Genomic DNA, 25,599 nt, shown 5'->3' on the forward strand with positions numbered 1-25,599 from the left:
CGAGCGCATCGGTGCGCCGTTTTTTTGAATCTGCGCCTGCCTGTCCAACCGTACCCCATCATCGTCGTCAGGAACTGTTCATGAGCACAAACCCACGCGTTGCCGATTACCCGATCCACACCCAGTTCACCGAACGCTGGTCGCCGCGCGCCTTTACCGGTGAAAGCATTGCGCAGGAAACCTTGCTGAGTTTCTTCGAAGCCGCCCGTTGGGCGCCGTCGGCCTACAACTCGCAGCCATGGCGCTTTCTCTATGCGCGTCGTGACACAGCGGACTGGGAGCGTTTCCTCGGCCTGCTGAACGAATTCAACCGTGGCTGGGCACAACATGCGTCGGCCCTGGTGATCATCGCCTCGAAGACCGACTTCATCGCCCCCGGCGCCACGGAAGAAACCCCGGCGCTGTGGCACACCTTCGACACCGGCTCGGCCTGGGGCCACCTGGCGCTGCAAGCCAGCCTCAGCGGCTGGTACACCCACGGCATGGCCGGCTTCGATCAGGAGCTGACCCGCAAAGAGCTGAAGATTCCTGAGGGTTACGCACTGCATGCGGCGGTAGCCGTGGGCAAGCTGGGCGACAAGTCGACCCTGCCTGAGTACCTGCAAGGCCGTGAAGTGCCGAGCCCGCGCAAGCCGTTGAGCGAGCTGGTGTCGGAAGGTGACTTCAGCCTCTGAAACTGTGGGAGGGGGCTTGCCCCCTCCCACATTCTTTCCCGCGTCAGGTCAGTAACCGCGCTCGAAATCCACTTCGCCGCGCAAGGCCTGCTTGGCCTGATACGCGCGCACGTTCTGCACGAACAGATCCACCATCATCCGTGGCGAGGTTGGCGCCGAGCTGTGCCCGGTCAACAGCAGGCCCCAGGCGGTCCAGAACGGGTGGCGTTGCGGCAGCGGTTCCTGGCGGCAGACGTCGATGACCGCGCCGGCCAGGTGCCCTTCCTTCAAGGCCTCGACCAGGTCGGCATCGACCACGGCCACACCGCGCCCGACGTTGATAAACAAAGCGGTCGGCTTGAATTGCTTGAACAGTGCCGCGTCGTAGAGGTCATGGGTATTGGGCGTGTTGGGCAGCAGGTTGATCACATAATCCGCCTCCCCCACCAGGCGGCCCAACTGATCAGGCCCGGCCACTTCGATAAACGGCGCCTGTTCCCGAGCGGTGCTGGCGACGCCGTACAGCTTGACGCCAAACGGCACCAGGAACTCGGCCACGCGCTGGCCGATATCACCGGTGCCGACGATCAGCGCCGTGCGCCCCGCCAGGCTCTGGCCCATGCGGTTGTCCCACTTGCGCTCGACCTGGCTGACCAGGCGCGCCAGCACTTCGCGTTCATGGCCAAGCATGTAGGTGAGGACGAACTCCGCCATGACCTGGCCAAAAATGCCCACGGCGCGGGTCAGGCGATAGTCGCGCGGCAAGCCGTCGGCCAGCAGCGGCGTAATGCCGGCCCAGGTCGACTGCAGCCACTGCGGGTGATGGCCTTGGCGCAGCAGGGTCGCCAGCAGGTCCGGCTGGCCCAGCCACACCGGGCAGTCGGCGGCCAGGCGCGACAGTTCGGCCGAATCGCCGCTGGTCAACACCTCAAGGTCAGGGGCCGCTTCGCTCAGCAACTGGGCGTAGAGCGGGTGATCCTGTTCAGCAATCAGAACACGCATGGTTCAAACCTTTCAAAAACAGTGCAGACGGCCGCCCGCTTCCCTACGGCCACCGCCCACATCATACGATTGCGTTGAATACGGTGCCCTGGACAGGGCACTGACCGATCACATCGGATCGTTGCGTCGCAACAGCTCTTCGGGCAAGTGCTCGATGTACTCGTCCTCGGCCGGCGGCATTTGCAGGTGGTAGCCCTGCTTGTCGAGGTTTTCCAGCACGACAATGATGTCTTCGCGCGACAGCTTGCGCTCCGGCGTCAGCACCATGTCGAAGGCGTGGTGCGGCTTGCCGAACGCAACCATCAACGGCTCCGGCACGCGCTCCAGAGCGTCGCTTTTCAGCACGTAGAGGTACATGCCGTCTTTTTTCAAGCTGCGATAGATGGAGCAGATACGTTTCAAGGCTGTTCTCCGGCAGTGGCCAGGCTGTCGAGCAGCGCCTGGCCCATCAACTCGCGGCGCCAGCCACGCAGCGAGTCTGGCAGTTTATAAGGCCCATCGGGGTAGCCACTTTTGACCAGGGCTTCGAGGGTTTTCTTGCGCAGCATCAGTTCCGGCGCCATGTCCAGGCGCTCGGCGAACGCCTGGCCGAGGGCGCGCAGTTGCTTGATCAGCGTGGCGGCGTCCACCGGCAGCGGTTCAGCCACGGCGGGCGGCCATTGGTCCATGGGCACGCTGCCGGCACGCTTGATCAGGTCCAGCAGGAACTGGCCGTCCTGACGCACGGTGCGCGGGTGCATGTCTTCGATTTTGCCCAGCGCGGCGAGGTTATCCGGCTGGGATTTGGCCAGGGGCCACAACGAGTGTTCGCGGATGATGCGGTTGCGTGGCAGGTCGCGGGCACGCGCTTGCTGCTCGCGCCAGGCACACAGCTCGCGCAATACGGCGAGTTGGGCACGGGACAATTTCCACGCCAGCTTGGCCTCGCGGTACACCTCGTACGGGTCGACTTCGCGGCGCAGGTTGGCCACCAGCTCGGCGCCGTCTTCCAGGACCCAGGCGTATTTGTCATCCGACAGTTGCGGGCGCAGGCGGATGTAGACCTCGGCCAGGTGCACCGCGTCTTCGGCGGCATAGCTCACCTGGGTTTCGGACAGGGGGCGTTGCAGCCAGTCCGAGCGGGTCTCGCCCTTGGGCAGGTCGATGTCGAGCACGGCTTGCACCAGACGCGAATAGCCCATGGAGAACCCGAGGTTCAGGTACGCCGCGGCCAATTGGGTGTCGAACAACGGCACCGGCAGGCTGCCGGTCAGGCGCAGCAACACTTCCAGGTCTTCGCTGCACGCGTGGACCACCTTGATCACCGCCGGGTTTTCCAGCAAGGCCGCCAGGGGTTGCCAATTGTCGATGGTCAGGGGGTCGATCAGGTAAGCACGCTGGCCATCGCCAATCTGGATCAGCCCGGCAATGGGATAAAAGGTATCGACCCGCATGAATTCGGTGTCGAGGGCGACGAATGGCAACTGCTGCCATTCGGCGCAATGCTGGCCGAGGCTATCGTTGTCGCAGATCCAGTGAATATCGATGGCCACACGGCTCTCCCTTGAAGAATGGCGCGCAGTATATATCGCGAAGGGGACTTGCGAGCACCCGCAGTGCACACGCAACCATGAAAACTCCGACAGGACGTGAAGAATAGTCCGACAGAATCGAATTATCCTTTCTTGCGCAGTACGTAGACCCGCCACAGGCTTGAGCCCGGCAGGAACTCCTGGTAGCTCAGGACTTTAAAGCCGGCCTCGCGGAACTCGCCTTCCACACGGTCACGGGAGGCCACCGACACGATCACTGTGTCGCGACTGACCCGATGAAACTCGCTCAGCAATGCCAGGCGCGCTTCGCTGTTGGGTACATGGCGAAACAATTCCAGGCAGAAAATGCAATCCACCGCATTTGCCGACAACCCGATGGAAAACGCCGAACCCTGGAAGGTCTTGACCCGCTTGAGCAACGACGCCGGGTGATGGGTGCAGGCATGGTCGAGCATGCCCTGGGAGTTGTCCGAGGCCAGGATCACCCGGTTGACGTGCTCGGCCAACACCGGCCAGAACCGCCCCGAGCCACAGGCCAGGTCAAGGATCAAGCCGGGCTCGCCAGCGACTTTCAGCGCCTGGCGCACCAACCACTGGTCGCGCCATGATGCCAGGCGCCGACGCAGCCCGGGCGGGCGCGTGTCGCCGCAGACCCTGGCATGCTCACGGTCGCAGCGTTCGGCGTATTCAATCTCGATCGAAGAAAGGGGTTGTGACGACATCACAGGCTCATATGAGTGAAACAGTAGTGAACGACCTTGATTCGCAGCTTACCCATCGCAACGTGAAAAAAAGGTCGAAGGCGCCACTACCGTCAATCCGGTCAGGCCTGATGCAGATACCAGCGCCAATCCTGCTCTCCCACCTCCCCCATGAACTGCCGGTACTCGGCGCGCTTCACCGCCAGGTACACCCCCAGAAACTCACGGCCAAACGCCTCCTGGGCCCAGCTCGAGCCTTCGAGTGCGCGCAGGGTGGTGAGCCAGTCGGTGGGTAGCAATTCCTGGGCCTGGGCGTAGCCGTTGCCTTCCACCGGGGCGCCGGGGTCGCGTTGTTCGCGGAGGCCACGGTGAATGCCGGCCAGGATCGCGGCAGCGGCCAGGTAGGGGTTGGCGTCGGCGCCGCAAATGCGGTGTTCGATATGCCGGGAGTGAGCCGGGCCGCCGGGGACGCGCAGGCTGACGGTGCGGTTATCCACGCCCCAGGTGGCGGCCAGGGGGGCATAGCTGTTGGTCTGGAAGCGGCGATAGGAGTTGGCGTTGGGGCAAAACATCAGCAGCGAATCGAGCAAGGTGCTGAGCATGCCGCCCACGGCGTGGCGCAGCAGCGGCGTACCGTCGGCGGCATCGCTGGCGAACAGGTTGTTGCCGTCGGCGTCGGCCAGGCTGACGTGCATGTGCATGCCGGTGCCCGCCAGGTCGTCGAATGGCTTGGCCATGAAGCAGGCCGTCATGCCGTGCTGATGGGCCACGCCCTTGACCAGGCGTTTGTAGCGCACCGCCTCGTCCATCGCTTGCAGGGCGTCGTAGCGATGCTCCAGGGTGATCTCCACCTGGCCCGGGGCGTATTCGGAAATCGCCGTGCGTGCCGGAATGCCTTGCAGCTTGCAGGCGCTGTAGAGGTCGGCCAGAAACGGTTCGATCTGCTCCAGCTCGCGCAGGCCGTAGACCTGGGTCGAGCGCGGCCGACCGCCATCCACATCCCGTGCAGGCTGCGGGCGGCCGTGGCTGTCGGGTTTCTGGTCGAGCAGGTAGAACTCCAGCTCTGCGGCCATCACCGGGTAGTAGCCGTCGGCCTTGAGCCCGTCGATCACTCTGGCCAGCAAATGCCGGGGGTCGGCCACGGTCGCGGGCAAACCTTCGGTGGGGTGCATGCTGACTTGCACCGCCGCCGTGGGAATCAGACGCCAGGGCATGGGTTGCAGACTGCCGCTGATCGGGTAGGCGCGACAGTCGATATCGCCGACGTCCCACACCAGGCCGGAATTTTCCACGTCATCGCCGTTGATGGTCAGGCCCAGGATAGTGCTGGGCAACGGGCGACCGCTTTCATACACCGCCAGCAGTTCGTCGCGATGCAATAACTTGCCGCGCGGCACACCGTTGTTGTCGAGGATAAACAGCTCGAACATCTCGATGTGCGGGTGCTGTTCAAGGAAAGACTGGGCTTCGTGCAGGCAGGCAAACACACTCATGGGGTTTCTCATACGGTTGCGTCAGGCAGGCGCACAGGCGCCGCCGGGCAGATGCGCACACGTGTGCGTCATCCATGGAGAGGGTCAGCGTAGGAGAGGGGTATCTGGTGGGCGCGCATGTCGGCAGTGGAACAGGGCCCAGAAAGCCAGTTCGGAGGGTAACGCCTCGACATCGGTGGGACCGCTCGGCGCACACGCGCCAGGCAAGGTCTCGAGGTAAGTGTCGGGGGAACCGTCCATGGGTGAATCACAGTGAGGGAGATGCCCGGCAGCGTCACATGCCTTCACAGGCGGTTAAATTCAGGCTTGACGGAGTTTGGTTGCGCGTTGGCTAAACATTCGCCCCCCTGCTGCGCGTCGCCCTGGAAGAGCGAGCTTGCCCGCGAAGGTCGTTAACGATCACGCCAGTAGCCAGGCTAAACTCAGCGCCCTTGAGTTCTTCGCGAGCCAGCTCGCGCCTACAAAAAAATGCCCCCGAGGACAAGATCGCATGAAAGCTTCTCTAGCCCTGTGTGTACTGGCAAGCGTGACGACCAGCGCCCTGGCCGCCCCCCCCTCCTCGCGCCTCGACGACGTGCTCCAGCGCGGCACGCTGACCGTCTGCACCACCGGCGACTACAAGCCCTACACCTCATTGCGTGCCGATGGCGGGTATGAAGGCATTGATATCGCCATGGCCGAATCCCTGGCCAAGAGCCTCAATGCGCAGATCAAGTGGGTGCCTACCACCTGGAAAACCTTGATGCCGGACTTCCTCGCCCAACGTTGCGACATCGCCGTGGGTGGCATTTCGGTGTCGCTGGAACGCCAGAAAAAGGCCTTCTTCAGCCAGGCGCTCGGCGTAGACGGCAAGATTCCGCTGGTGCGCTGCGCGGACGTGCAGCGCTACCAGACCGTCGAGCAGATCAACCAACCCCAGGTCAGGGTGATCGAACCGGCAGGCGGCACCAACGAAGTGTTCGCCCGCGCCCACCTGGGCCAGGCGCAGATACGCCTGCATGACAACGTGACGATCTTCGACGAACTGCTCGCGGGCAAGGCTGACGTGATGATCACCGACGCCAGCGAAGCGCGTTACCAGCAGAAGCTCAAGCCCGGACTGTGCGCGGTCAACCCCGAGCGGCAGATGCAGTACAGCGAGAAAGCCTTCCTGCTGCCCCGCGATGATGTGGCGTGGAAGAGTTACGTCGACCAGTGGTTGCACCTGAGCGTGGCCACCGGGGTCTACGATGGCATCGTCAATCAATGGCTGGCGGCGCCCTGAACCACAGCCGTCTAAGCTGTGGTCACATCAATAAGAATGAGGGATGGGTCATGAAGGGACTGCTGCGCATCACCTGGCTGCTGCTGTTGGGTATGAGCCAGGTGCACGCCACCACCACTCAGGATGAAGACGCGCATGCCGCCAAGGCCCTGCTGGAAAAAGCCTTGGCTTACTACCAGAGCAATGGCGACAAGGCCTTCGCGGCCTTCAGCCGCCAGGGTGAGTTTGTCGACCATGACCGCTACGTGTTCGTGGTCGACACCCAAGGCGTATTGCTGGCCAGCGGCGGGCCCTCCTCGGCCTTGATCGGTCGCGATGTGTCCGAGGTGCTGGGGCCGGATTTGCGCCAGTCGTTCAAGGACGCGCTCAAGGTGCCGGAAGGCCAGGGTATCCAGCAGGCCGACTACCGCTGGCAGAACTGGAACGACGGCAAGGTCGAGCACAAGCACGTGTTTTACCAACGCGTGGGCGAACGCATCGTGGCGGTGGGTTACTACCTGCCGCGGGCCACGCCGGAACAGGCCCGGGCCCTGCGGGACAAGGCAGTGACGGCGCTGGTCAAGGATGAAGCCGGCACGCTCAAGGCGATCAACTCGTTGCAGGGTGGCTTCCTGCAAGATGATCTCTACGTGTTCGTCGTGGACCTGAACACCCAGCGTTATGTCGCCCATGGCACCAACCTGCGACTGATCAATACCGACTTCAGCAAGATCAAGGACCCGGATGGCAAGCCGGTGGGCGAGCCGATCCTGAAGATGATGGCGGAGCAGGACCAGGGTGAATACAAATACCGCTGGAAGAATCCGGTGACCAATAAGGTCGAACACAAGCATGCGTATGTGCGCAAGACCGGGCATTTCATGGTGGCGGTGGGTTACTACAGCCCCTGAGGGGACTTGGAATGCGATTCCCTGTAAGAAGTCCCGCTTGCCCCCTGTGGCTGTGGCGAGCGGGCTTGCCCCGCGTTGGGCTGCGAAGCAGCCCCAATACAGCAGAATGCGGTGTATCAGATATTGCCGGGGTGGTTGGTTTTGGGGCTGCTGCGCAGCCCAACGCGGGGCAAGCCCGCTGGCCACAACAACCCACTCACCACAAAAATCCGGCCGTTCAGGGAAAACTTTTAAGTCTTAATAAGAACTGACTTACCAGCTCCCCCCCTTTTAACCACGCCCCGTCAGTCATTTAGCCTTGTCTTCACGACCACGCAACACCCGGTTCGGCATCGCAATCGCCGCCGCCAACCCCAGCAGCGACACCGCCGCACTGACCATCAGCAAATGCCGAAACGTCACGGCCAACTCGCCGCGCAGGGCATCCTGCGCCGGGCCTGGAGCGGCGTTCAGGCCATCGAGCAGCACGTTGCCGGAGCTGCCCTCGACCATCAGCGCGCCACTGGCCAGGTGAGCGAAGCTCGAGTCCTGCAGCAGAGCCAGCAACAGCGCCGACATGCAGGCCACCCCCACCGCGCCTCCCAGGGAACGGAACAGGTTGGTGGTGCTGGTGGCAACACCGATATCATGCTGTTCCACCGAGTTCTGCGCCCCCACCAACGAGGTGGGGAACTGCATGCCGCCGGCAATCCCGCACAACAGCATGAACAGCGCTGTCACCCCCACCGCCTGGGGCGCGCTGAAAGCCATGCCGAGAATCGCCAAGGGGCTCAGCAACGCGCCGCTGACGATCATCGGTTTATAGCGGCCGGTCACCGAGGTCATGCGCCCGGCACAGTAGGCGCCTATCGGTAAGCCGATCGCCAGCGGCAGCAAGTGCAGGGCCGCGCTGTCAGCACCGGAACCGGTCACCGTCTGGAACCGCAGCGGCATCAGCACCGTCAGGGAAATGGCCTGGAAGCTGGTGAAGAAAATCGTGCACCAGCACAGTACCGCGCTGCGGTTGGCAAACAGGTGCATCGGCAGCAATGGCTCTGGCGCGCGGCGCTCATGCCAGACAAACACGCTCAACGCCAGCAGTGCACACGCCAGCAACCCCAGCACATCATCATCGCGCCGCGGATGGCCTTGGCCGATTTCGGTGATGCCCAGCAACAACGCGGTCAAGCCGATGATCATCAGCACGGTGCCAAGGTAATCGATGATCGGCTTGCGTTGCGGCGACGGCAGCCCCACCAGGGTGCGATGGGCCACGTACCATGCGCCGGCGCCCAAGGGCAGGTTGATCAGGAACACCCAACGCCACGACAGGTACTCCGTCATGTAGCCGCCCAACACCGGCCCGGCCACGCTGGCCACCGCGTACATGCTGCTGAAATAGCCCTGGTAGCGCCCGCGCTCGCGTGGCGGGATGATGTCGCCGATGATCGCCTGGCTCACCGAAATCATCCCGCCGGCGCCAATGCCCTGGAGAATCCGCGCCAGCACCAGTTGCTCCATGCTTTGCGCCATGCCGCAGAACAGCGACGCCAGCGTGAACAACCCCATGCCGATCAGCATCATCGGCCGGCGCCCGTACAGGTCGCCGAGCTTGCCGTAGATCGGCACCGCCACGGTCATTGCCACCATGTAGCCGGAAATCACCCAGGCCAGCAGGTCAACGTCGTGGAACCGCGCGGAGATGGCCGGCATGGACACGGCGACAATGGTCTGGTCCAGGGCACCGAGGAAGATCGCCATCATCAACGAGACGAGAACACTGCGCACGGCGGGAACGGAGGGAGCGGGCTGATTGAGCTGGGTCACGGCAGAACCTTCGAGCAAGCCCCGCGGGAAAAGGCGGCCCGCGGGAATGCTGGATACGATAGCAGGCTATTCGATAGCTTCGTAAGGAAGTCCGACGTAATTTTCGGCGATGGTTCTGCGACCGGCTTGTGAACTGCTGAAGTAGGCCAGCTCGCTCTCGGCAATGCGCTGGCTGAACCCGTCCGCCTCGGGAAACTGATGCAGCATGGAGGTCATCCACCAGGAAAACCGCTCGGCCTTCCACACCCGCCGCAGGCAGATTGCCGAGTAGTTTTCCAGCAACTCCACCCGCCCCTCGCCATACACCTTGAGCAAAATGCGATACAGCGTGCTCACATCGCTCGCCGCCAGGTTCAGGCCCTTGGCCCCGGTGGGCGGCACGATATGGGCCGCGTCCCCGAGCAAGAACAGGCGTCCGTATTGCATCGGTTCCACCACGAAACTGCGCAGCGGCGCGATACTTTTCTCGATCGATGGCCCGGTCACCAACTGCTCGGCCAGGTGACTGGGCAGGCGGGTCTTGAGTTCATCCCAGAAACGCTCGTCCGACCATTCACCCAGGGGCTCGTCGGCGGGCACTTGCAGGTAATACCGGCTACGCGTCGGTGAGCGCATGCTGCACAGGGCAAAGCCGCGTGGATGCTTGGCGTACACCAGTTCGGCATGTACCGGCGGCGTATCGGCCAGGATACCCAGCCAGCCAAAGGGATAGACCCGCTCGAACACCTTCAACGATTCGGCCGGGATCGATTGGCGAGCGATGCCATGGTAGCCATCGCACCCGGCGATGTAATCGCACTCCAGGCGGAACGTCTCCCCCTGATGCTCGAAAGTCAGCCAGGGTCGATCACTTTTGAGGTCATGGGGCTGGACGTCACGGGCTTCGTAGAGGGTGATGGCACCGCCAGCGGCACGCGCTTCCATCAGGTCGCGGGTGACTTCGGTCTGGCCGTAGATCATCACCGACTGGCCGCCGGTGAGCGCCTTGAGGTCGATGTGGGTAAGCTGGCCATCAAGCGCCAGTTCGAAGCCGTCATGGACCAACCCTTCGGCGTCCATGCGCTGGCTCACACCCGCCTCGCGCAGCAGGTCGACCATACCTTGTTCCAGCACCCCCGCACGGATGCGGCCCTGCACATAATCGGCGCTCTGGCGCTCAAGGATGAGGGTTTGGATACCGGCGTTATGCAGCAGTTGACCGAGTAGCAGTCCGGAGGGACCGGCGCCAATAATGGCGACTTGGGTTTTCAACGTTTTCATTATTTTTATGGCCCGCCAGCTTCACCCGAACGGATCAGGTGAAAGAGTTGTCATTGGTCTTGCTGCGAACATTTTTCACTTGAGTGCCCGCTATAAGAAGGTGAAAACTGCGTCAAAGTCTGCGCTTTTTGCCAATCGGTGCGATTACCGAACCACTATCCTGAGTATCGGATTGAAACCATGACCAAACCTGCCAGTTCCGCGATTCCGGTCTTCAAGCTTTACGGGGAAAGCCAGCAATGGCCGACGCCTGATTTGTTGCACTGCGAAACCATTTCTCGGCGCAGTCGGGAATACCAGTGGGAAATCCAGCCCCACCGGCATGCGGATCTGTGCCAGTTGCTGTACGTGCACCAAGGCCAGGCGCAACTGGAAATCGAAGGCCAGCGCACCACGCTCAACGAAGCGACCTTGCAGGTGCTGCCACCGCTGTGTGTGCATGGGTTTCGCTTTGCCGAAGACGTGAAAGGTTACGTGGTGACTTTGGCGGCGCCGCTGGTCAGCCATCTGCAAGCGCAACTGGGCGCGGCGGTGGACGGCTTGCAGATCCTGGGCAATTACCCGGCCAGCGAGGACAGCGACTACCTCAACAACCTGTTCGCCCGCCTGCAGGACGAATATGCCGATGAACAACCGGCCCGGGACATGATGATGCACGCCCTGGTCAGCGTGCTGCTGGTATGGATCAGTCGCCAGGCCATCCAGCGCCGCCACCCACGGGCACCACGGGGGCGTGAATACTTTCGGCGCTTTACCCAGTTGGTGGAGCAGCACTACCGCGAGCACCCGAAGATCGAAGACCTGGCTCACAAGCTGGGGATATCGGTCTCACACTTGAACGGCACCTGTCGGGAATTGGGCGGGCAGCCCGCGTTGCAGATCATGCATGACCGCCAATTGCTGGAGGCCAAGCGCCTGTTGACCTACACCAGCATGACGATCAATGAGATGTCGGAGGTATTGGGGTTTTCCGACCCGACCAACTTCTCCCGGCTGTTTCGCCGGCGTGTCGGGTTTTCGCCCAAGGCGTTTCGCGAGCAGCTCAAGTCCGAAACGGCACACACCTGACGCTGCCAGCTGGCTCGCTTACGCTGGGGGCGCGAAGCGTCCCCAATAACAGCCAGCCACACCGACTGCGCTTTTCAACGCAAGGCGCTGAAGCTACCGGTGTGCGGAACGCATTGATCCTGATGGCAACTGATCGCAAAGCTCGGCTGCATACGGGTTTGCTCGACGCGGTAGGCGGCCGTCCCGTACAGCGCCGTGGCCAATGCGCTGAGGGTAAAAATCATCAGGTATTTTCTGGTTTTTATGGTCATGGCCCTCACCTCTGAACAACATTGGAAGGTGCTGTTTAAAGCATAGGCCAGCCAGGGCAAGTTGCCATTATTGGACGCCATTCAACCGGCTGATGTTGCGTCAGAGCCCCTTGTCCCACGAAGGCTCTTCCGGAAACCTCTGCACCAGGAAATCCAGGAGGCTGCGCAACGCCGAGGGCATGTGTTTGCGCGAGGCGTATACCGCGTAGATGTTCAGGTGTCGCGGCTCGGCCTCGGGCAACAGGCGTACCAGCTCGCCACGGCGGATATGATCGCCAGCCAGGTAGCTGGGCAACATCGCCACCCCCGCCCCGGCCAGCGTCACGCGTAACAACGTGCTGGCTTCGTTGGCGGTGATAGTGCCGTGCACCGGCACCGATACATGTTCGCCGTGCTCTTCGAAATGCCACAGGCTTTTGCCGAAGTACGAGTGGGTCAGGCAGTTGTGCCGGGCCAGGTCCTCGACTTTCTGCGGGGCCGGATGTTCGCGCAGATACGCCGGCGTGGCGCACACCACAGAACGGCAGATGGTCAGGCGCCGTGCAATCAGGTTGGGGTCCAGGTCATTGCTGGTGCGAATGGCCAGGTCGATGCGCTCGTCCACCAGGTTCACCGTGCGGTCGAGCATCTGCAGGTCGACGGTCACCAACGGGTAGCGCTGGACGTACTCGGCGATCGCTTCGGCCAGTTGCGCCTGGCCGAACGAGGTGCTCACACTCAGGCGCAGCAGGCCCCGGGGCGCGTCATCCGGCTCGCTGACGGCGGCCTGCATGTCGCTGCACAGTTCCAACAGCTGTCGGCAGCGCGGCAGGGTTTCACTCCCGGCCGCCGTCAGGCTGAGCTTGCGTGTGGTGCGGTGCAGCAAGCGCGCGCCGATCCAGTCTTCGAGTTCGGCCAGGTAGCGCGACACCACCGGGCGCGACAGGTCCAGATGGTCGGCCGCGGCAGACTGGCTGCCCAAATCCACCACCGTGACAAACACGCGCATTGCTTGAAGACGATCCATGATTTGCCCGATTTTAGAAACAAACTATGTCCCAGCATCGCATTTTTTGTTGGGTTTGGTGCAACTAAGCTCTGTGCATCCTTTACCGATGACTGGACTGCCCGATGCTCTCGACCCTCAAGCGCTTGACCCTGACCACCGCCGCCCTGGCCTTCGCCGCCCATGCTGCGGCGGCCGACCTGAGCCTCGACGTGTACAACCCCGGCGAGGCGGCGATCTTCCCCGTCAGCTCGGTGCTGGTCAGCGGTGCGAAAGACGCGATCCTCGTCGACGCGCAATTCGGCAAGGGCCAGGCCGAACAACTGGTGCAGAAAATCCGCGCCAGCGGCAAACACCTGACCACCATCTATATCAGCCATGGCGACCCGGACTACTACTTCGGCCTTGACACCCTGACCGCCGCGTTCCCCGACGCCCAGGTGGTCGCGCCACAACCGGTGGTCGACCATATCAACGCCACCGTGGCCGGCAAGCTGGCATTCTGGGGCCCGAAAATGGGCGCCGACAAGCCAGGCAAAACCGTCGTGCCGCAGGTGTTGAAAGGCCATAGCCTGAGCCTTGAAGGGCAGTCACTGCAGGTCATCGGCCTGGACGGCCCGCAGCCGGATCGCAGCTTTGTCTGGATTCCGTCGATCAAGGCCGTGGTCGGCGGTGTGGTCGTCGCCGACAACATCCACCTGTGGATGGCGGACACCCAAAGCGCACAATCCCACCAGGATTGGCTGGCCACCCTGCAACGCATCGAAGACCTGAAACCGCGCACGGTGATTCCGGGGCACTTCCTGGGTAACCCGTCGCTGAAGTCGGTGGCCTTCACCGCCGACTACATCAAGGCCTTCGACGCCGAGACTGCCAAGGCCAAGGATTCCGCCGCGCTGATCGCGGCGATGAAAAAGCGTTACCCGACCCTCGCCGACGAAAGCTCGCTGGACCTGAGCGCCAAGGTCGCCAAGGGCGAAATGAAGTGGTGAAGCGTTTCAAACCTTAACCGTACTGGAGAACGTCATGAGTAAGATCGCAATCATTGGGGCCACCGGCCGCGCCGGTAGCCAACTGCTGGAAGAAGCACTGCGTCGTGGGCACAGCGTCATCGCCCTGGCGCGCAACATCGACAAGCTGGCCGTGCGCCCTGGCGTCACGGTCAAACAAGTCGATGCACTGGATGCCGAAGCCTTGCAACAGGCCATCGCGGGCAGCGACGTGGTCATCAGCGCGGCCCATTTCGCCACCCTGCCCGCCAGCGCCGTGATCGGGCCGGTGAAGAAAGCCGGGGTTAAACGCTTGCTGGTGGTGGGCGGTGCGGGTTCGCTGCTGTTGCCGGGTGGCGGTCGAGTGATCGACAGCGAGGGCTTCCCTGCCGAATACAAAGCCGAAGCCAGTGCCGGTGCGGCGTTCCTCGACGTGCTGCGCCAGGAAAAAGAGCTGGATTGGACGTTCCTGTCGCCGTCGGCCTTGTTCGATGGCACCGAACGCACCGGTAAATTCCGCCTGGGCCAGGACGACTTGCTGGTGAGCAGTGAGGGTACAAGCTCAATCAGCTTTGCCGACTACGCCATCGCGATGATTGACGAAGTGGAAACACCGAAGCACTCGCGCCAGCGCTTTACCGTCGGTTACTGAGGCAACTCGGTCAAGGAATGTGGGAGGGGGCAAGCCCCCTCCCACATTTGCCCTTCAGTGTTCTGGAAATTGTGCCTGGCTCACCAACCAATCCATCAGCGCTTCGAGCCCGGCCGACGGCACCGTTCCCGGTGGATACACCAGGTAATACCCCTTCCCCGTCGGCACCCGCAGTTCAAACGGCATCACCAACCGCCCCGCCTTGAGATCCTCGCCCATCAACGCACTGTCGCCCATCGCAACCCCGGAGCCCTGCGAGGCAACATTCATCGCCAAATCCAACGTCTCGAAATGATGCCCCTGGCTCAAATTGCTCAACCGCGTGTCCGCCGCCTTGAGCCACCTCGCCCAATCGCGCTCATCCCGCGTGGGGTGCAGCAACACCTGTTGCTGTAAATCCGCCGGGGTGTGCAAACCGGCGAGCAGCGCCGGTGCGCAGACCGGGGTGAGTTGCTCATCGAACAAATGCCGCGCTTCGGCCGATTGCTCGGCGATGGGCGCGTAGATCACCGCCGCATCGAATCGCTCCCGGCGAAAATCCACGGTGTAGGCCACGGTGGTGGTGAGCTCCACCGGCACATCCGGGCGCTCCCGTTGCCATTGCATCAAGCGCGGCAACAGCCAGCGCATCACGCAGGTGGACGCCTTGAGTTGCAGGGTCGCGCGGCGGCTGCCGATCTGCTCCACCGCATCCCCCAGCAGGCCAAACACCTGTTGCGCGCGCAGCGACCATTCGCGACCTTCGTCGGTCAGGCTCAGGCCGCGTGCCTGGCGCAGGAACAGCGCATAACCCAGGTGGCTTTCCAGCCCGGCGACCTGTCGGCTCACCGCGCCCTGGGTAATGTGCAGTTGCTCGGCAGCACGGGTGAAATTGCAGCACTGTGCAGTGACCCAGAAGGTATGCAACGCGGGCAGCGGCGGAAGGCGTTTCATAAGGGCTGAGCCATGACGTGGGGACATGGCTAGTATGACTTTTTATCGATTGTTACCGCTACGGGCCAACCGTTCCAATACCGCCTCGAATCCCCGACAAGAGCGACATCAATGGCGACCTGCGGCGAAGTATTGGTCCACCTCCTGGAACGCTACGGCGTAGAACAGGTGTTTGGTATCCCCGGCGTACATACCGTGGAGCTGTACCGCGGCCTGGCCCGCTCCAGCATCCGCCACGTGACCCCGCGTCATGAGCAAGGTGCCGGCTTTATGGCCGACGGTTATGCGCGCACCCGCGGCAAGCCGGGAGTGTGTTTCATCATCACCGGCCCCGGCATGACCAATATCACCACGGCCATGGGCCAGGCCTATGCCGACTCGATCCCGATGCTGGTGATTTCCAGCGTGCAATCGCGCAGCCAATTGGGCGGCGGGCGCGGCAAACTGCATGAACTGCCGAACCAGGGCGCGATGATGGCCGGCGTGGCGGCGTTCTCCCATACCCTGATGTCGGCGGCAGAATTGCCAGCGGTACTGGCGCGCGCGTTTGCACTGTTCCAGGCCGCTCGGCCGCGCCCGGTGCATATCGAAATTCCGTTGGACGTGTTGGTGGAAAACGCCGATGCGCTGCTGGGCACCGCGCCAGTCAGCATCGCGCGTGCCGGTGCGGCGCCGGCGGCGATCCAGCAGATGAGCCAGTTGCTCGCCGCCGCCCAACGCCCGTTGATCCTGGCCGGTGGTGGCGCCATCGATGCCGCCCCGGCATTGACCCGCCTGGCCGAAACCCTCGGCGCACCGGTCGCCCTGACGATCAACGCCAAGGGCATGCTGCCCGGCGCGCACCCGTTGTTGATCGGTTCCACGCAAAGCCTGGTGGCCACCCGCGCCCTGGTTGCCGAAGCCGATGTGGTGCTGGCCATCGGCACGGAGCTGGCGGAGACCGACTATGACGTCACCTTCGCCGGCGGCTTCGAGATACCCGGCGCATTGCTGCGCATCGATATCGACCCCGACCAGACCGTGCGCAACTACCCGCCCCAGGTGGCCCTGGTGGCCGACGCGCACATCGCCGCCGACGCCTTGCTGGCCGAACTCAACCGCCAACCCCTGCCGCCTCGCCGCAACGACTGGGGCGCTCAACGCGTGACGCGGCTGTGGGCCGACCTGACGCCGACCTGGGACGCCGCCACCCGCGCGCAAAGCGTGTTTCTCAACACGGTCCTGCAAGCGCTGCCCGGCGCGGTGATCGTGGGTGACTCCACCCAACCGGTGTACAGCGGCAACCTGACCCTGAACCCCGACCACCCACGCCGCTGGTTCAATTCGTCCACCGGCTACGGCACCTTGGGCTACGCCCTCCCCGCCGCCATCGGCGCCTGGCTCGGGCGTGGCGATGGGCAGCCGGTGGTGTGCCTGATCGGCGACGGCGGGCTGCAATTCAGCCTGCCGGAACTGGCCAGCGCGGTGGAAGCGCGCACGCCGATTATCGTGCTGCTGTGGAATAACCAGGGCTATGAAGAAATCAAGAAATACATGCTCAACCGTGCCATCGAGCCGGTCGGCGTAGACATCTACACCCCGGACTTCGTCGCCGTGGCCAAGGGGCTGGGCTGCGCCGCCGAGCGCATCCAAGGCCCCGCTTCGCTGCGCATGGCCTTACGCGCCGCGGCTGATCGCGAGGGGCCGACACTGATTGAAATCGACCAAGGGCTGTGGATGAACGAGGTGGCGGTATGAGTGCGGTATTGAACGGTGTGTATATCGATGGGGCGTGGCGCGCGGGCCATGAGGTGCTGGAGGTGATCAACCCGGCCACCGAGGCCTGCCTGGCGCAGGTCAGCGTGGGTGACGCGCGTGCCGTGACCCAGGCGGTCGACGCTGCCAGCGCGGCGTTTATCGACTGGGCGAAAACCACCGGGCGCGAGCGCGGCGCGCTGTTGCGCAAGGTCGCCCAGGGTGTCAGCGAGCAACGTGAACCCCTGATGCAGTTGCAGTCGAGCAACAACGGCAAGCCCCTGTTTGAAGCGGGGATCGATGTGGACGACGTGATCGCCACCTTCGAGTACTACGCCACTGTCGCCGAAGGGATGGATGCCGCGCAGGACTGTCCGGTGGCGTTGCCCAGCGATGCCTTCAGCGCCCGCCTGCGCCGCGAACCGTGCGGCGTGGTGGGGCTGATCGTGCCGTGGAATTTCCCGATGGTCACCACCGCCTGGAAACTCGCCCCAGCCCTCGCCGCCGGCTGCTGCGTGGTGCTCAAGCCGTCGGAAGTCACCCCCTTGGCGGAGTTGCAACTGGCGCGAATCATTGCCGCCGCCGGCTTCCCTGCGGGTGTGTTCAACCTGGTCTGCGGCACCGGTTTGGCCGTGGGCGCGCCGCTGGCAGCAGACCGTCGCGTGGCCAAGATTTCCTTCACCGGCAGCAACGCCGTGGGCGTGCAGGTGATGCAACGCGCCGCCGAAACCATCAAGGGTGTGAGCCTGGAGTTGGGCGGTAAATCCTCATTGCTGGTGCTGGCGGATGCCGACCTCGACCTGGCGGTGGAACTGGCCTGTGGCGGTGGTTTTTTCAACGCAGGGCAGATGTGTTCGGCCACCAGTCGCGTGCTGGTGGCGGACAGCCTGGCAGATGAATTCCTGCAACGTTTGCAGGCTCGGGCTGACAGCATTCGCGTGGCCGACCCGTTTGCCGAGGACGTGGAAATGGGCGCGCTGATCAACCGTGCGCAGTATCAGCGGGTGCTGGGGCATATCCAGCGCGGCGTTGAGGCTGGCGCGCGCTTGTTGTGTGGCGGTGAACGCCCGGCGAATCTGGCGAAGGGCTACTTCATTCGCCCGACGGTGTTTACCGACGTGCCATTGGACAGTGCGTTGTGGAACGAAGAAATCTTCGGCCCGGTGCTGTGTGTACGACCTTTTGCCACTGAGCAAGAGGCTGTTGCCCTGGCCAACGACAGCGAGTTCGGCCTGGTGGCCAGCGTGGTCAGCCGTAGCGTCGAGACCACCGAGCGCGTGGCGAATGCCTTGCAGGCCGGGATGGTGTGGATCAACGCCCCGCAGGTGATCTTCCCGCAAACCGCGTGGGGTGGTTACAAGCAGAGCAGTATCGGCCGTGAGCTGGGCCCGTGGGGGCTGGCGACGTTTCAGGAGATCAAGCATGTGATTCGGTCTCACTGACGGCGCAGAGCAAACGGCAGCCCCTGTGGCGAGCGGGCTGTTGTGGCAAGCGAGCTTATTGTGGCGAGCGGGCTTGCCCCGCGTTGGGCTGCGCAGCAGCCCCAATACAGCAGAATGCGGTGTATCAGACGTTGCAGGGGCGGCTGGTTTTGGGGCTGCTGCGCAGTCCAACGCGGGGCAAGCCCGCTCGCCACAGGGGTTGCAGCGCTATGTCAAACAGGTGGTGGGCCTCTCACATTTTGATTGGCGGTGTGTCCGTTAACTGCAATTTTTAGATAGCCCCAGCGACTTTCTCATTTGCCCCCCTCCCCCATGCGTGGCCTGATTCGCCCTTGTTCCCACAAGGCAGGCCCATGGAAAACGTTCAGGCAAAACCCACCACCGCCGTTTGGCTGATGATCAGCGTGGTACTCGTCGCCCTTAACCTGCGCCCATCGATGGCCGCCGTGGGGCCGTTGTTGTCGTCGATTCGCGGCGAGGTGCCGTTGAGCTTCAGCAGTGCGGCGTTGCTGACCATGTTGCCGGTCATGGCCATGGGCCTGGCGATGTTTTTCGGCATGGGCCTGGCCAAGCGTTTTGGCGAGCATCGCAGCATTGTGCTGTCGCTGCTGGTGATTGGGTTGGCGACGGTGTCGCGGCTGTTCCTGGATTCGGCGCTCGAACTGATCGTCAGCGCCATCGCTGCCGGCGTGGGTATCGCGATGATCCAGGCGTTGATGCCGGCGCTGATCAAGTCGCGGTTCAGTGACAACGTTTCGCTGTTCATGGGCCTGTACGTCACCGCCATCATGGGCGGCGCGGCGCTGGCGGCGTCGTTCTCGCCGTTCGTGCAGGTACACACCGGCAGCTGGCGTATCGGCCTGGCCATCTGGGCGCTGCTCGCGCTGGTGGCCGTGGTGTTCTGGTGTGGGCAGCGCTCGGGCCTGGCGCCGTTGCCCCAGGCCAGCGGCGGCCCGCAGGAATCATTTTTCGGCAATGGTCGCGCCTGGTTGCTGGCGGTCTTTTTTGGCCTGGGCACCGCGTCCTACACCTGCGTGCTGGCGTGGTTGGCGCCGTACTACGTGGAGCAAGGCTGGAGTGAACAGCACGCCGGGTTGCTGCTGGGGTTCCTGACCGCCATGGAGGTGGTGTCCGGCCTGGTCACCCCGGCCATCGCCAACCGCCGCCAGGACAAACGCGGGGTGGTGGCCGTGTTGCTGGTGCTGATCATCCTCGGTTTCTGCGGCTTGATCATCAGCCCGCAACACCTCAGCCTGCTGTGGCCGTGCCTGCTGGGCCTGGGCATTGGCGGGCTGTTCCCGATGAGCCTGATCCTGTCGTTGGACCACCTCGACAACCCCCGCCGCGCCGGCGGCCTCACCGCGTTTGTGCAAGGCATTGGCTACCTGATCGCCGGCCTGTCCCCCCTGATCGCCGGGATGATCCGCGATCAACTGGGCAGCTTCGAATGGGCCTGGTGGTCGCTGACGGCAGTGATCGTGGTGATGCTGCTGATCGTCACGCGCTTCAACCCCAAGCAGTACGCACAACATATTCGCTGAGGTCGTGTTGCAAACAGTATTTGTCCCACACGAAACATAGAAACGACCTACAGAGCTTTCTATTGGTACGTCCGTTCCGTTAAGCTTTTGCCCTCGTCGCGCGCTGCCACAGTGCCAAGGCTTACCGGATGGAATGGATGCTAAACAGTAACTTGCTCAGAAAGCTTGATATGCAGGACTTGATGGTGTTTATCGCCGTCTACGACCAGAGCAGCGTTACCGAGGTGTCAGAAACGCTGTTCGTCAGCCAGTCCACCGTGAGCTACAGCTTGAAAAAGCTGCGCACCAGCTTCGAAGACGAGCTGTTTATCAACACGCGGGCGGGCATGCGTCCGACGTACAAGGCCACCACCATGTACGGCCATGTGCAGAAGATCCTCGAGAGCATCAACCTGTGCCACGCCGGTGGCCAGGCCTTCGACCCGACGCAGAAGGCGGTGACCTTCAATGTCTGTGCCCCGGAATATTTCGAACAACTGATGCTGCCGCGCCTGTTGAAAAACTTCGACCAGGCGGACCTGCCGGTGATCGTCAATGTGCAGAAGCTGGAAGCCGATATCCCCGCCGATGACCTGCGCGAAGGCCGCCTCGACCTGGTGATCTGCTTCGGCCCGCACTTTCATCGCGCCCACAAGGACTTCAAGACCCAGATGCTGCTGGAGGACGACCTGGTGTGCGTTTTCGACAAATGCGCGGCGCCCCGGGAGTCCACGTTCAGCCTGCAATCCTTCGTCGAACGACGCCATGTGTTCCCCACGCCGTGGACCTCCGACACCAACATGATCGACGGCTGGCTGGCGCGCCAGGCCCACAAGCGCCAGGTGATCGCCCGGGCCAACAGCTACAGCGCCGCCTTGAAGATGATCACCGGCACCGACTTTATCGTCACCCTGCCGCGCCGCGTGCAGAAGCTGCTGGCACAGCCGGAGGTGTTCGGCCATTGCGAGGCGCCCAACGGGTTGCCGGGGTTCACCCTGGATATGCAATGGAATGAAAGCAGTGGGCAGGACAGCGCCAATACCTGGTTCAGGGAACAGGTGGTGAAGGTGTGCGCGGACCAGGGATTACTCTAACCCCTGTGGGGGGGTTAGCCGATAGCGACTTTGCTGTAGGAATCGCGATCCATGTCGACCAGCTGCACGCTGAGCTGAACCTGTATATCCGCCGGCCAGTCGCCCAGATCCTGCAATGCGGTCAGCAGGCTTTGCGACAATTGCTGCTTGACCTGCGGCGACCGCCCGCTGAGCAGCGACAGCTTCACCGCGACGAAACCGCGCGGGCTGAGGGAGGTACCCACCTGAAAACTCTCGACCTTCACGGCGCGGCTTTTGATATCGAACTCGGAACCGAACTGCCCGGACGCCATCAGCACATTGTTGAGCCGCAACAAGGTCTTCTCGACGGCCAGGTTGGTCAGGTTGGCGGTGTATTCCAGGTTCAGGTGTGGCATGGATGACTCCGAGTCATTCGTAGGAAGGTTCGTAGATATACCACGGATAAAAGCCTCAGGCCTTCTTCCCCAGGCCGCGATCACTCATGAACGCCTCCAGCCGCGAACGCACCCAACGCTCGGCCGGGTCGGTGTCCACATGGCTGAGCCAGACCATGGACAAGTCCAGGGTCGGCGTCTCGAACGGGAACGGCTCACAGAACAGGTTGCCGGACACGGCCATGGCTTCGGCGGTGTAGTCCGGCAGGCTGGCGATCAGGTCAGTACCGGCCAGCAGTGCAGGCAGCGCGCTGTATTGCGGCACCGACAGCACCACATGGCGCTTGCGGCCGATTTCCGCCAGCCACTCATCGGCGAACCCCGACACGTTGGCGGTGTGGGACACCAGCACATGGGGCCGCGCGCAATATTCATCGAGGGTCAGCGGCCTGTCAGAAGCGTCGGCACGCAGCAGGCGTGGGCGGATATGGCGCAGCAGCTTGCGCTTGGCGTTGGCCGGCAGGCCACGGGTCTGGGTGATGCCGACGGTGATATCGCCGGAGGCCAGCAGGTCGGGGATACGCCAGTAGTCCACGTGCTGCACCACGAACACCACCATCGGCGCTTCCTGGCGCAAGGCACGCAGCAACGGCGGCAACAGGCCGAACTCCACATCATCGGACAGGCCGATGCGAAAGGTCATGGTGCTGATGGACGGGTCGAAATCATGGGTCAGGCTCAGGGCCGAAGACAGTGAATCCAGGGCCGGTGACAGATGCTGGATGATCTCCTCGGCGCGGGCCGTGGGCTCCATGCGGTGGCCGACACGAATGAACAGGGGGTCGTTGAACAAGGTCCGCAGACGGTTAAGCGCCGAACTGATGGTCGGCTGGCCGAGAAACAGCTTCTCCGCCACCCTCGTCACATTGCGCTCGAGCATCAGTGCTTCGAAGACCACCATCAGGTTGATGTCGGCCTTGCGTAATTCATTGCGATTCATCGGCGCCTGCCCTTTCCCCACGACAAGCCGCAGTTTAGAAAGCTCGAGGAGCTGCGTCTATGCGCGCACTGTTCATCCTGGGGCTTTGGGACTATAAATCAGCAGTCCAGGGTCACAGGAATACTGTCGTGCTGTTCATTTTCGCCTTAAGCGTCCTGGTCAGCGGGGTTTTGCTGTGGGCCATCAAGTTCATCGCCCACCCCACTGCCAGGACATTGCTGCGCGTGTTCGTCGGTTTATGCCTGGCAGCCGTGGTGGCTTACCTGGTACTCGCTTCGGGGTTTCCGACCTCATTGCTCGTCTGATACACCTCCTGGCCCTGACGCAAACGCAGCGCAGCCAGCGCGGCGACCACCAGCACCACGGCGATCACCTTCAAACCGTTCATCGCGTTGCCGGTACTCATCTCGATCGCCCCCATCACCGAAGGCCCGACAAACCCGCCCAACAGGCCACAGGCGTTGACGAACCCGAGGCCACCAGCCAGCGCCACGCCCTTGAGCCGCGACGCCGGGTAGAGAAACACGATCGACTGCACCACGAAAAACATCACCGCCGACAGGCAGAAGCCCAACAGGCTGAAGACCGGCCCCGACACCGACGCAATGCCCAGGCCCAGCGCCATGGTCAGCAACCCCGTGACCAACAGTCGACGACAACGCCCCGGCGTGGTGGCAAACCGCGGGATCAGTACCGCGCCGAGTGCCGCCGCGATCCACGGCAACGAGGTCAGCAGGCCGACGCTCATGGTGCTCAGTTCACCGTATTTACTGATGATGCTCGGCAGGAAAAAGATCACGGTGTAGACGGTGATCTGATGGCAAAAATACACAAAGATCGCCAGCAGGATTTGTGGGGTCAGCCAGTTTTTCAACGAGTGCCCGCCTTCGCCGGCGCCCTCTTCCGTTTCTTGGGCAATACGCTGTTCGATCCCGCGCGCCTCGTCCGCCGTCAACCACGGGGCCTTGCTCGGACGGTCCGGCAACTTGCGCCATACCACCCAGGCAAATGCCACCGCCGGTAAGCCTTCGAGCAGGAACATCCACTGCCAGCCGTGCCAGCCGAGCAGGCCGTCCATGCGCATCAACACCGCGCCCACCGGGCCGCCGATGATGTTGGCAAAGCACACGCCGAGCAGGAAATAGCCAGTGGCCCGCGCCCGCTGTTCACGGTTGAACCAGTACGTCAGATAGAGCATGACGCCGGGAAACAAACCGGCTTCGGCGATGCCCAGCAGCAGGCGCAACACGTAGAACGAGGTCTCGCCCTGCACAAACGCCATGGCCGCCGAGATCAGGCCCCAGGTCACCATGATGCGGGCGATCCAGAACCGCGCGCCGACCTTGTGCATGATCAGGTTGCTGGGGATTTCCGACAGGGCATACGTGAGGAAAAACAGCCCCGCCCCCAGCCCGTAGGCCGCGGCGGAAATGCCCAGGTCGACGTCCAGGTGGTGCTTGGCCAGGGCGATGTTGGTGCGGTCGAGGAAACTCAGGATGTAGGCGATGATCAGCAAGGGCATCAGCTTGGCGAACATCAGCTTGTTCAGCGCCTGCGGTTCGCGGGCCGGGGTGGCGGTAGTCATCGGGCAGTTCCTCCTGGCGCCCCGCCAGCCTGGCTGGGGGGCGCATCAATGTTGTTCTAGGGTTGAAGTTGCACGGCCATGGCCCGCGGGCGATGGGAAAACAGTTGCAGCACAGCACCGCCCAGGGCGCAGCCGGCCATCACGAAGAAACACACGGTGTAGCCATGCAAGGTGGTCCAGCCGCCGCCCATGGCGATCAGGCTGCCCATCAGCACCGGCGCCAGGCCACCGCCGATAAACATCGCCGTGGTGATGATGCCGTTGGCGGTGGAGGTTGCCGACGACTCGGCCGAGTCACAGGCCACTGCGTAGTAGATCGGCCACACCGCGTTGGCCACCAGGCCGAACAGCAGTTGCACGACGATGATCAGGGTCAGGGTGTTGGCGAAGTAAAACGCGCCGACACTCGCCGCCATCCACAGCCCGCAGATGATCAGGGTGGTACGGCGGCCGATGATGTCCGACAGCGACGGCCACACCAGTTGCCCGAGAATGCCGGTGAGCGTGAACACCACGCTCATCCCCGCCGACTCCGCCAGCGACAGCCCGGCGATGTTGTAGAGGTAGGCCGGCAGCACGATGTTGACGCCCATGTACACCACCTGCGTGAGCATCGTGTTACCCGCCGTCAGGGCGATGTTGCGATTGCGCAAGGTGGCGACAAAGGTGCGCCAGGCATCACCCTTGATCTGGCTGGCCGGGGTGTTGTCCGGTGGGGTCATGCCTTTGGCGGCGATGTCGACGTACAGCGCGGTGATGCGCTCGGCAGTGGAATATCGCGCCCAAAAGATCATCAGCGGCAGCGCGACCACGAAAGCGAAGAAGAACACGTAGCGCCAGTTGTCCTCGCCAAACACCGTGATGACAAAGCTGGCGACGATGCCACTGAGCATCGCGCCGATCGGGTAACCGGTGTGGTGCGCGCCCAGGGCAAACCCGCGCCGCTCCACCGGCCACCATTCGGCGGTGTTGCTCACGCCGACCGGCTCGCCCCAGCCGGCGCCAAGGTTGACGCCGACACGCAGGGCGATAAACGTCGCGAGGTTGCCGCTCAAGGCTTTGAAGCCCGACAGAAACGAAATCGCCGTGTAGCCGAGCACCAACGGCACCTGGAACCGCGCACGTTTCCACCCCCCGCCGTAGCGGTCGCTCCACATCGAACCGGGGATATCCAGCAAGGCCAGCGCGAGCATGACCACCGTGGCCACGGTGCCCCACTGATCAGCCGACAAATCGAAATGCTTGGAGATGGTCGGCCCCAGCCGCAACACGATCTCACGGTCGTAGGCGTTGAGGATCCAGATCATCCAGCAGACCAGCAGCGACACCCAGGAATGCCGGTGAATGCTGCGCAGCGACGCTTTTTTTAAAGTTGCCATGGGCCTCTCC

General features: G+C 63.0%; 25 protein-coding genes. 11 read left to right on the forward strand and 14 right to left on the reverse strand.

Going from position 1 to position 25,599, the window contains the following annotated elements; genetic code table 11:
* The first annotated feature begins 80 nt into the window (after positions 1 to 80).
* Positions 81 to 674, forward strand: a complete 594-nt coding sequence (locus QU606_RS08250) for a nitroreductase family protein (protein ID WP_304998283.1) — start codon at positions 81 to 83, stop codon at positions 672 to 674.
* Between the two features lie 48 nt (positions 675 to 722).
* Here QU606_RS08250 and QU606_RS08255 read toward each other — a convergent pair whose 3' ends face one another.
* The 5 genes from QU606_RS08255 to QU606_RS08275 all read right to left on the reverse strand — a co-directional run bounded on the left by QU606_RS08255 (position 723) and on the right by QU606_RS08275 (position 5,381).
* Entirely contained in the window at positions 723 to 1,655 is a 933-nt protein-coding gene (locus tag QU606_RS08255) for a D-2-hydroxyacid dehydrogenase (RefSeq protein WP_024074046.1), read from the reverse strand.
* Positions 1,656 to 1,763: 108 nt separating this feature from the next.
* Positions 1,764 to 2,057: a YcgL domain-containing protein gene (locus tag QU606_RS08260; protein ID WP_024074045.1), complete on the reverse strand. Its 294-nt coding sequence runs from the start codon at positions 2,055 to 2,057 to the stop codon at positions 1,764 to 1,766.
* Positions 2,054 to 3,187, reverse strand: coding sequence for a ribonuclease D (gene rnd, locus QU606_RS08265; RefSeq protein ID WP_102625243.1), 1,134 nt, complete (start codon positions 3,185 to 3,187; stop codon positions 2,054 to 2,056). The genes QU606_RS08260 and rnd overlap by 4 nt, the downstream gene beginning before the upstream one ends.
* A 122-nt stretch (positions 3,188 to 3,309) precedes the next feature.
* Complete coding sequence (locus QU606_RS08270) at positions 3,310 to 3,909, reverse strand: class I SAM-dependent methyltransferase (RefSeq protein ID WP_024074043.1); 600 nt, start codon at positions 3,907 to 3,909, stop codon at positions 3,310 to 3,312.
* A gap of 101 nt (positions 3,910 to 4,010) precedes the next feature.
* On the reverse strand, positions 4,011 to 5,381 hold the full coding sequence (locus QU606_RS08275; protein WP_024074042.1) for a glutamine synthetase family protein: 1,371 nt from the start codon (positions 5,379 to 5,381) through the stop codon (positions 4,011 to 4,013).
* A gap of 490 nt (positions 5,382 to 5,871) precedes the next feature.
* On the opposite strand from QU606_RS08275, the gene QU606_RS08280 reads away from it, so the two are divergent.
* The gene (locus tag QU606_RS08280) at positions 5,872 to 6,645 is read left to right on the forward strand and encodes a transporter substrate-binding domain-containing protein (RefSeq protein WP_304998284.1); all 774 of its coding nucleotides are present in this window, start codon (positions 5,872 to 5,874) and stop codon (positions 6,643 to 6,645) included.
* A gap of 50 nt (positions 6,646 to 6,695) precedes the next feature.
* On the forward strand, positions 6,696 to 7,535 hold the full coding sequence (locus tag QU606_RS08285; protein ID WP_304998285.1) for a cache domain-containing protein: 840 nt from the start codon (positions 6,696 to 6,698) through the stop codon (positions 7,533 to 7,535).
* 288 nt (positions 7,536 to 7,823) lie between these two features.
* Here the strand turns inward: QU606_RS08285 and QU606_RS08290 are convergent, their stop codons facing one another.
* Both QU606_RS08290 and pobA read right to left on the reverse strand, forming a co-directional pair.
* Positions 7,824 to 9,341: an MDR family MFS transporter gene (locus tag QU606_RS08290; protein WP_304998286.1), complete on the reverse strand. Its 1,518-nt coding sequence runs from the start codon at positions 9,339 to 9,341 to the stop codon at positions 7,824 to 7,826.
* Between the two features lie 66 nt (positions 9,342 to 9,407).
* Positions 9,408 to 10,592: a 4-hydroxybenzoate 3-monooxygenase gene (gene pobA / locus QU606_RS08295; RefSeq protein WP_172831376.1), complete on the reverse strand. Its 1,185-nt coding sequence runs from the start codon at positions 10,590 to 10,592 to the stop codon at positions 9,408 to 9,410.
* Between the two features lie 189 nt (positions 10,593 to 10,781).
* Between pobA and QU606_RS08300 the strand changes: the two genes are divergently transcribed.
* A complete protein-coding gene (locus tag QU606_RS08300; RefSeq protein WP_024074037.1) occupies positions 10,782 to 11,669 on the forward strand; it encodes a helix-turn-helix domain-containing protein in 888 nt (295 codons plus the stop codon).
* A 74-nt stretch (positions 11,670 to 11,743) separates the two neighbouring features.
* Here the strand turns inward: QU606_RS08300 and QU606_RS08305 are convergent, their stop codons facing one another.
* Positions 11,744 to 11,920 (reverse strand): hypothetical protein, encoded by a 177-nt coding sequence (locus QU606_RS08305; protein ID WP_168232272.1) that lies wholly within the window; start codon positions 11,918 to 11,920, stop codon positions 11,744 to 11,746.
* 100 nt (positions 11,921 to 12,020) lie between these two features.
* Positions 12,021 to 12,926, reverse strand: coding sequence for a LysR family transcriptional regulator (locus tag QU606_RS08310; protein WP_024074035.1), 906 nt, complete (start codon positions 12,924 to 12,926; stop codon positions 12,021 to 12,023).
* A 104-nt stretch (positions 12,927 to 13,030) separates the two neighbouring features.
* Between QU606_RS08310 and QU606_RS08315 the strand changes: the two genes are divergently transcribed.
* Both QU606_RS08315 and QU606_RS08320 read left to right on the forward strand, forming a co-directional pair.
* Positions 13,031 to 13,897, forward strand: coding sequence for an MBL fold metallo-hydrolase (locus QU606_RS08315; protein WP_024074034.1), 867 nt, complete (start codon positions 13,031 to 13,033; stop codon positions 13,895 to 13,897).
* Between the two features lie 34 nt (positions 13,898 to 13,931).
* Positions 13,932 to 14,546, forward strand: coding sequence for an NAD(P)-dependent oxidoreductase (locus tag QU606_RS08320; protein ID WP_304998287.1), 615 nt, complete (start codon positions 13,932 to 13,934; stop codon positions 14,544 to 14,546).
* 54 nt (positions 14,547 to 14,600) lie between these two features.
* Here the strand turns inward: QU606_RS08320 and QU606_RS08325 are convergent, their stop codons facing one another.
* On the reverse strand, positions 14,601 to 15,479 hold the full coding sequence (locus tag QU606_RS08325) for a LysR substrate-binding domain-containing protein (RefSeq protein WP_024074032.1): 879 nt from the start codon (positions 15,477 to 15,479) through the stop codon (positions 14,601 to 14,603).
* A gap of 111 nt (positions 15,480 to 15,590) precedes the next feature.
* Between QU606_RS08325 and QU606_RS08330 the strand changes: the two genes are divergently transcribed.
* From QU606_RS08330 to QU606_RS08345, 4 genes are all read left to right on the forward strand, one after another.
* Positions 15,591 to 17,216 carry a 5-guanidino-2-oxopentanoate decarboxylase gene (locus tag QU606_RS08330; protein ID WP_150053760.1) on the forward strand — a complete coding sequence of 542 codons (1,626 nt, stop codon included), beginning with the start codon at positions 15,591 to 15,593 and terminating at the stop codon, positions 17,214 to 17,216.
* On the forward strand, positions 17,213 to 18,655 hold the full coding sequence (locus QU606_RS08335) for an aldehyde dehydrogenase family protein (RefSeq protein WP_102625656.1): 1,443 nt from the start codon (positions 17,213 to 17,215) through the stop codon (positions 18,653 to 18,655). The genes QU606_RS08330 and QU606_RS08335 overlap by 4 nt, the downstream gene beginning before the upstream one ends.
* Positions 18,656 to 19,008: 353 nt before the next feature.
* The gene (locus tag QU606_RS08340; protein WP_024074029.1) at positions 19,009 to 20,196 is read left to right on the forward strand and encodes a cyanate transporter; all 1,188 of its coding nucleotides are present in this window, start codon (positions 19,009 to 19,011) and stop codon (positions 20,194 to 20,196) included.
* Positions 20,197 to 20,333: 137 nt separating this feature from the next.
* Positions 20,334 to 21,269 (forward strand): LysR family transcriptional regulator, encoded by a 936-nt coding sequence (locus QU606_RS08345; protein WP_304998288.1) that lies wholly within the window; start codon positions 20,334 to 20,336, stop codon positions 21,267 to 21,269.
* Between the two features lie 14 nt (positions 21,270 to 21,283).
* Here QU606_RS08345 and QU606_RS08350 read toward each other — a convergent pair whose 3' ends face one another.
* Together QU606_RS08350 and QU606_RS08355 are read right to left on the reverse strand one after the other, a co-directional pair.
* Positions 21,284 to 21,646 (reverse strand): 5-carboxymethyl-2-hydroxymuconate Delta-isomerase, encoded by a 363-nt coding sequence (locus QU606_RS08350; protein ID WP_024074027.1) that lies wholly within the window; start codon positions 21,644 to 21,646, stop codon positions 21,284 to 21,286.
* Between the two features lie 55 nt (positions 21,647 to 21,701).
* A complete protein-coding gene (locus tag QU606_RS08355; protein WP_024074026.1) occupies positions 21,702 to 22,625 on the reverse strand; it encodes a LysR substrate-binding domain-containing protein in 924 nt (307 codons plus the stop codon).
* Positions 22,626 to 22,684: 59 nt separating this feature from the next.
* Between QU606_RS08355 and QU606_RS08360 the strand changes: the two genes are divergently transcribed.
* On the forward strand, positions 22,685 to 22,930 hold the full coding sequence (locus QU606_RS08360; protein ID WP_069075450.1) for a hypothetical protein: 246 nt from the start codon (positions 22,685 to 22,687) through the stop codon (positions 22,928 to 22,930).
* Here the strand turns inward: QU606_RS08360 and QU606_RS08365 are convergent.
* Both QU606_RS08365 and QU606_RS08370 read right to left on the reverse strand, forming a co-directional pair.
* Complete coding sequence (locus QU606_RS08365; protein WP_304998289.1) at positions 22,885 to 24,210, reverse strand: MFS transporter; 1,326 nt, start codon at positions 24,208 to 24,210, stop codon at positions 22,885 to 22,887. The genes QU606_RS08360 and QU606_RS08365 overlap by 46 nt on opposite strands.
* A 56-nt stretch (positions 24,211 to 24,266) precedes the next feature.
* A complete protein-coding gene (locus QU606_RS08370) occupies positions 24,267 to 25,589 on the reverse strand; it encodes an MFS transporter (protein WP_024074024.1) in 1,323 nt (440 codons plus the stop codon).
* Positions 25,590 to 25,599 lie beyond the last annotated feature (10 nt).

The organism is Pseudomonas sp. OVF7, from assembly GCF_030644265.1.
Taxonomy (GTDB): Bacteria; Pseudomonadota; Gammaproteobacteria; order Pseudomonadales; family Pseudomonadaceae; genus Aquipseudomonas; species Aquipseudomonas gorinensis.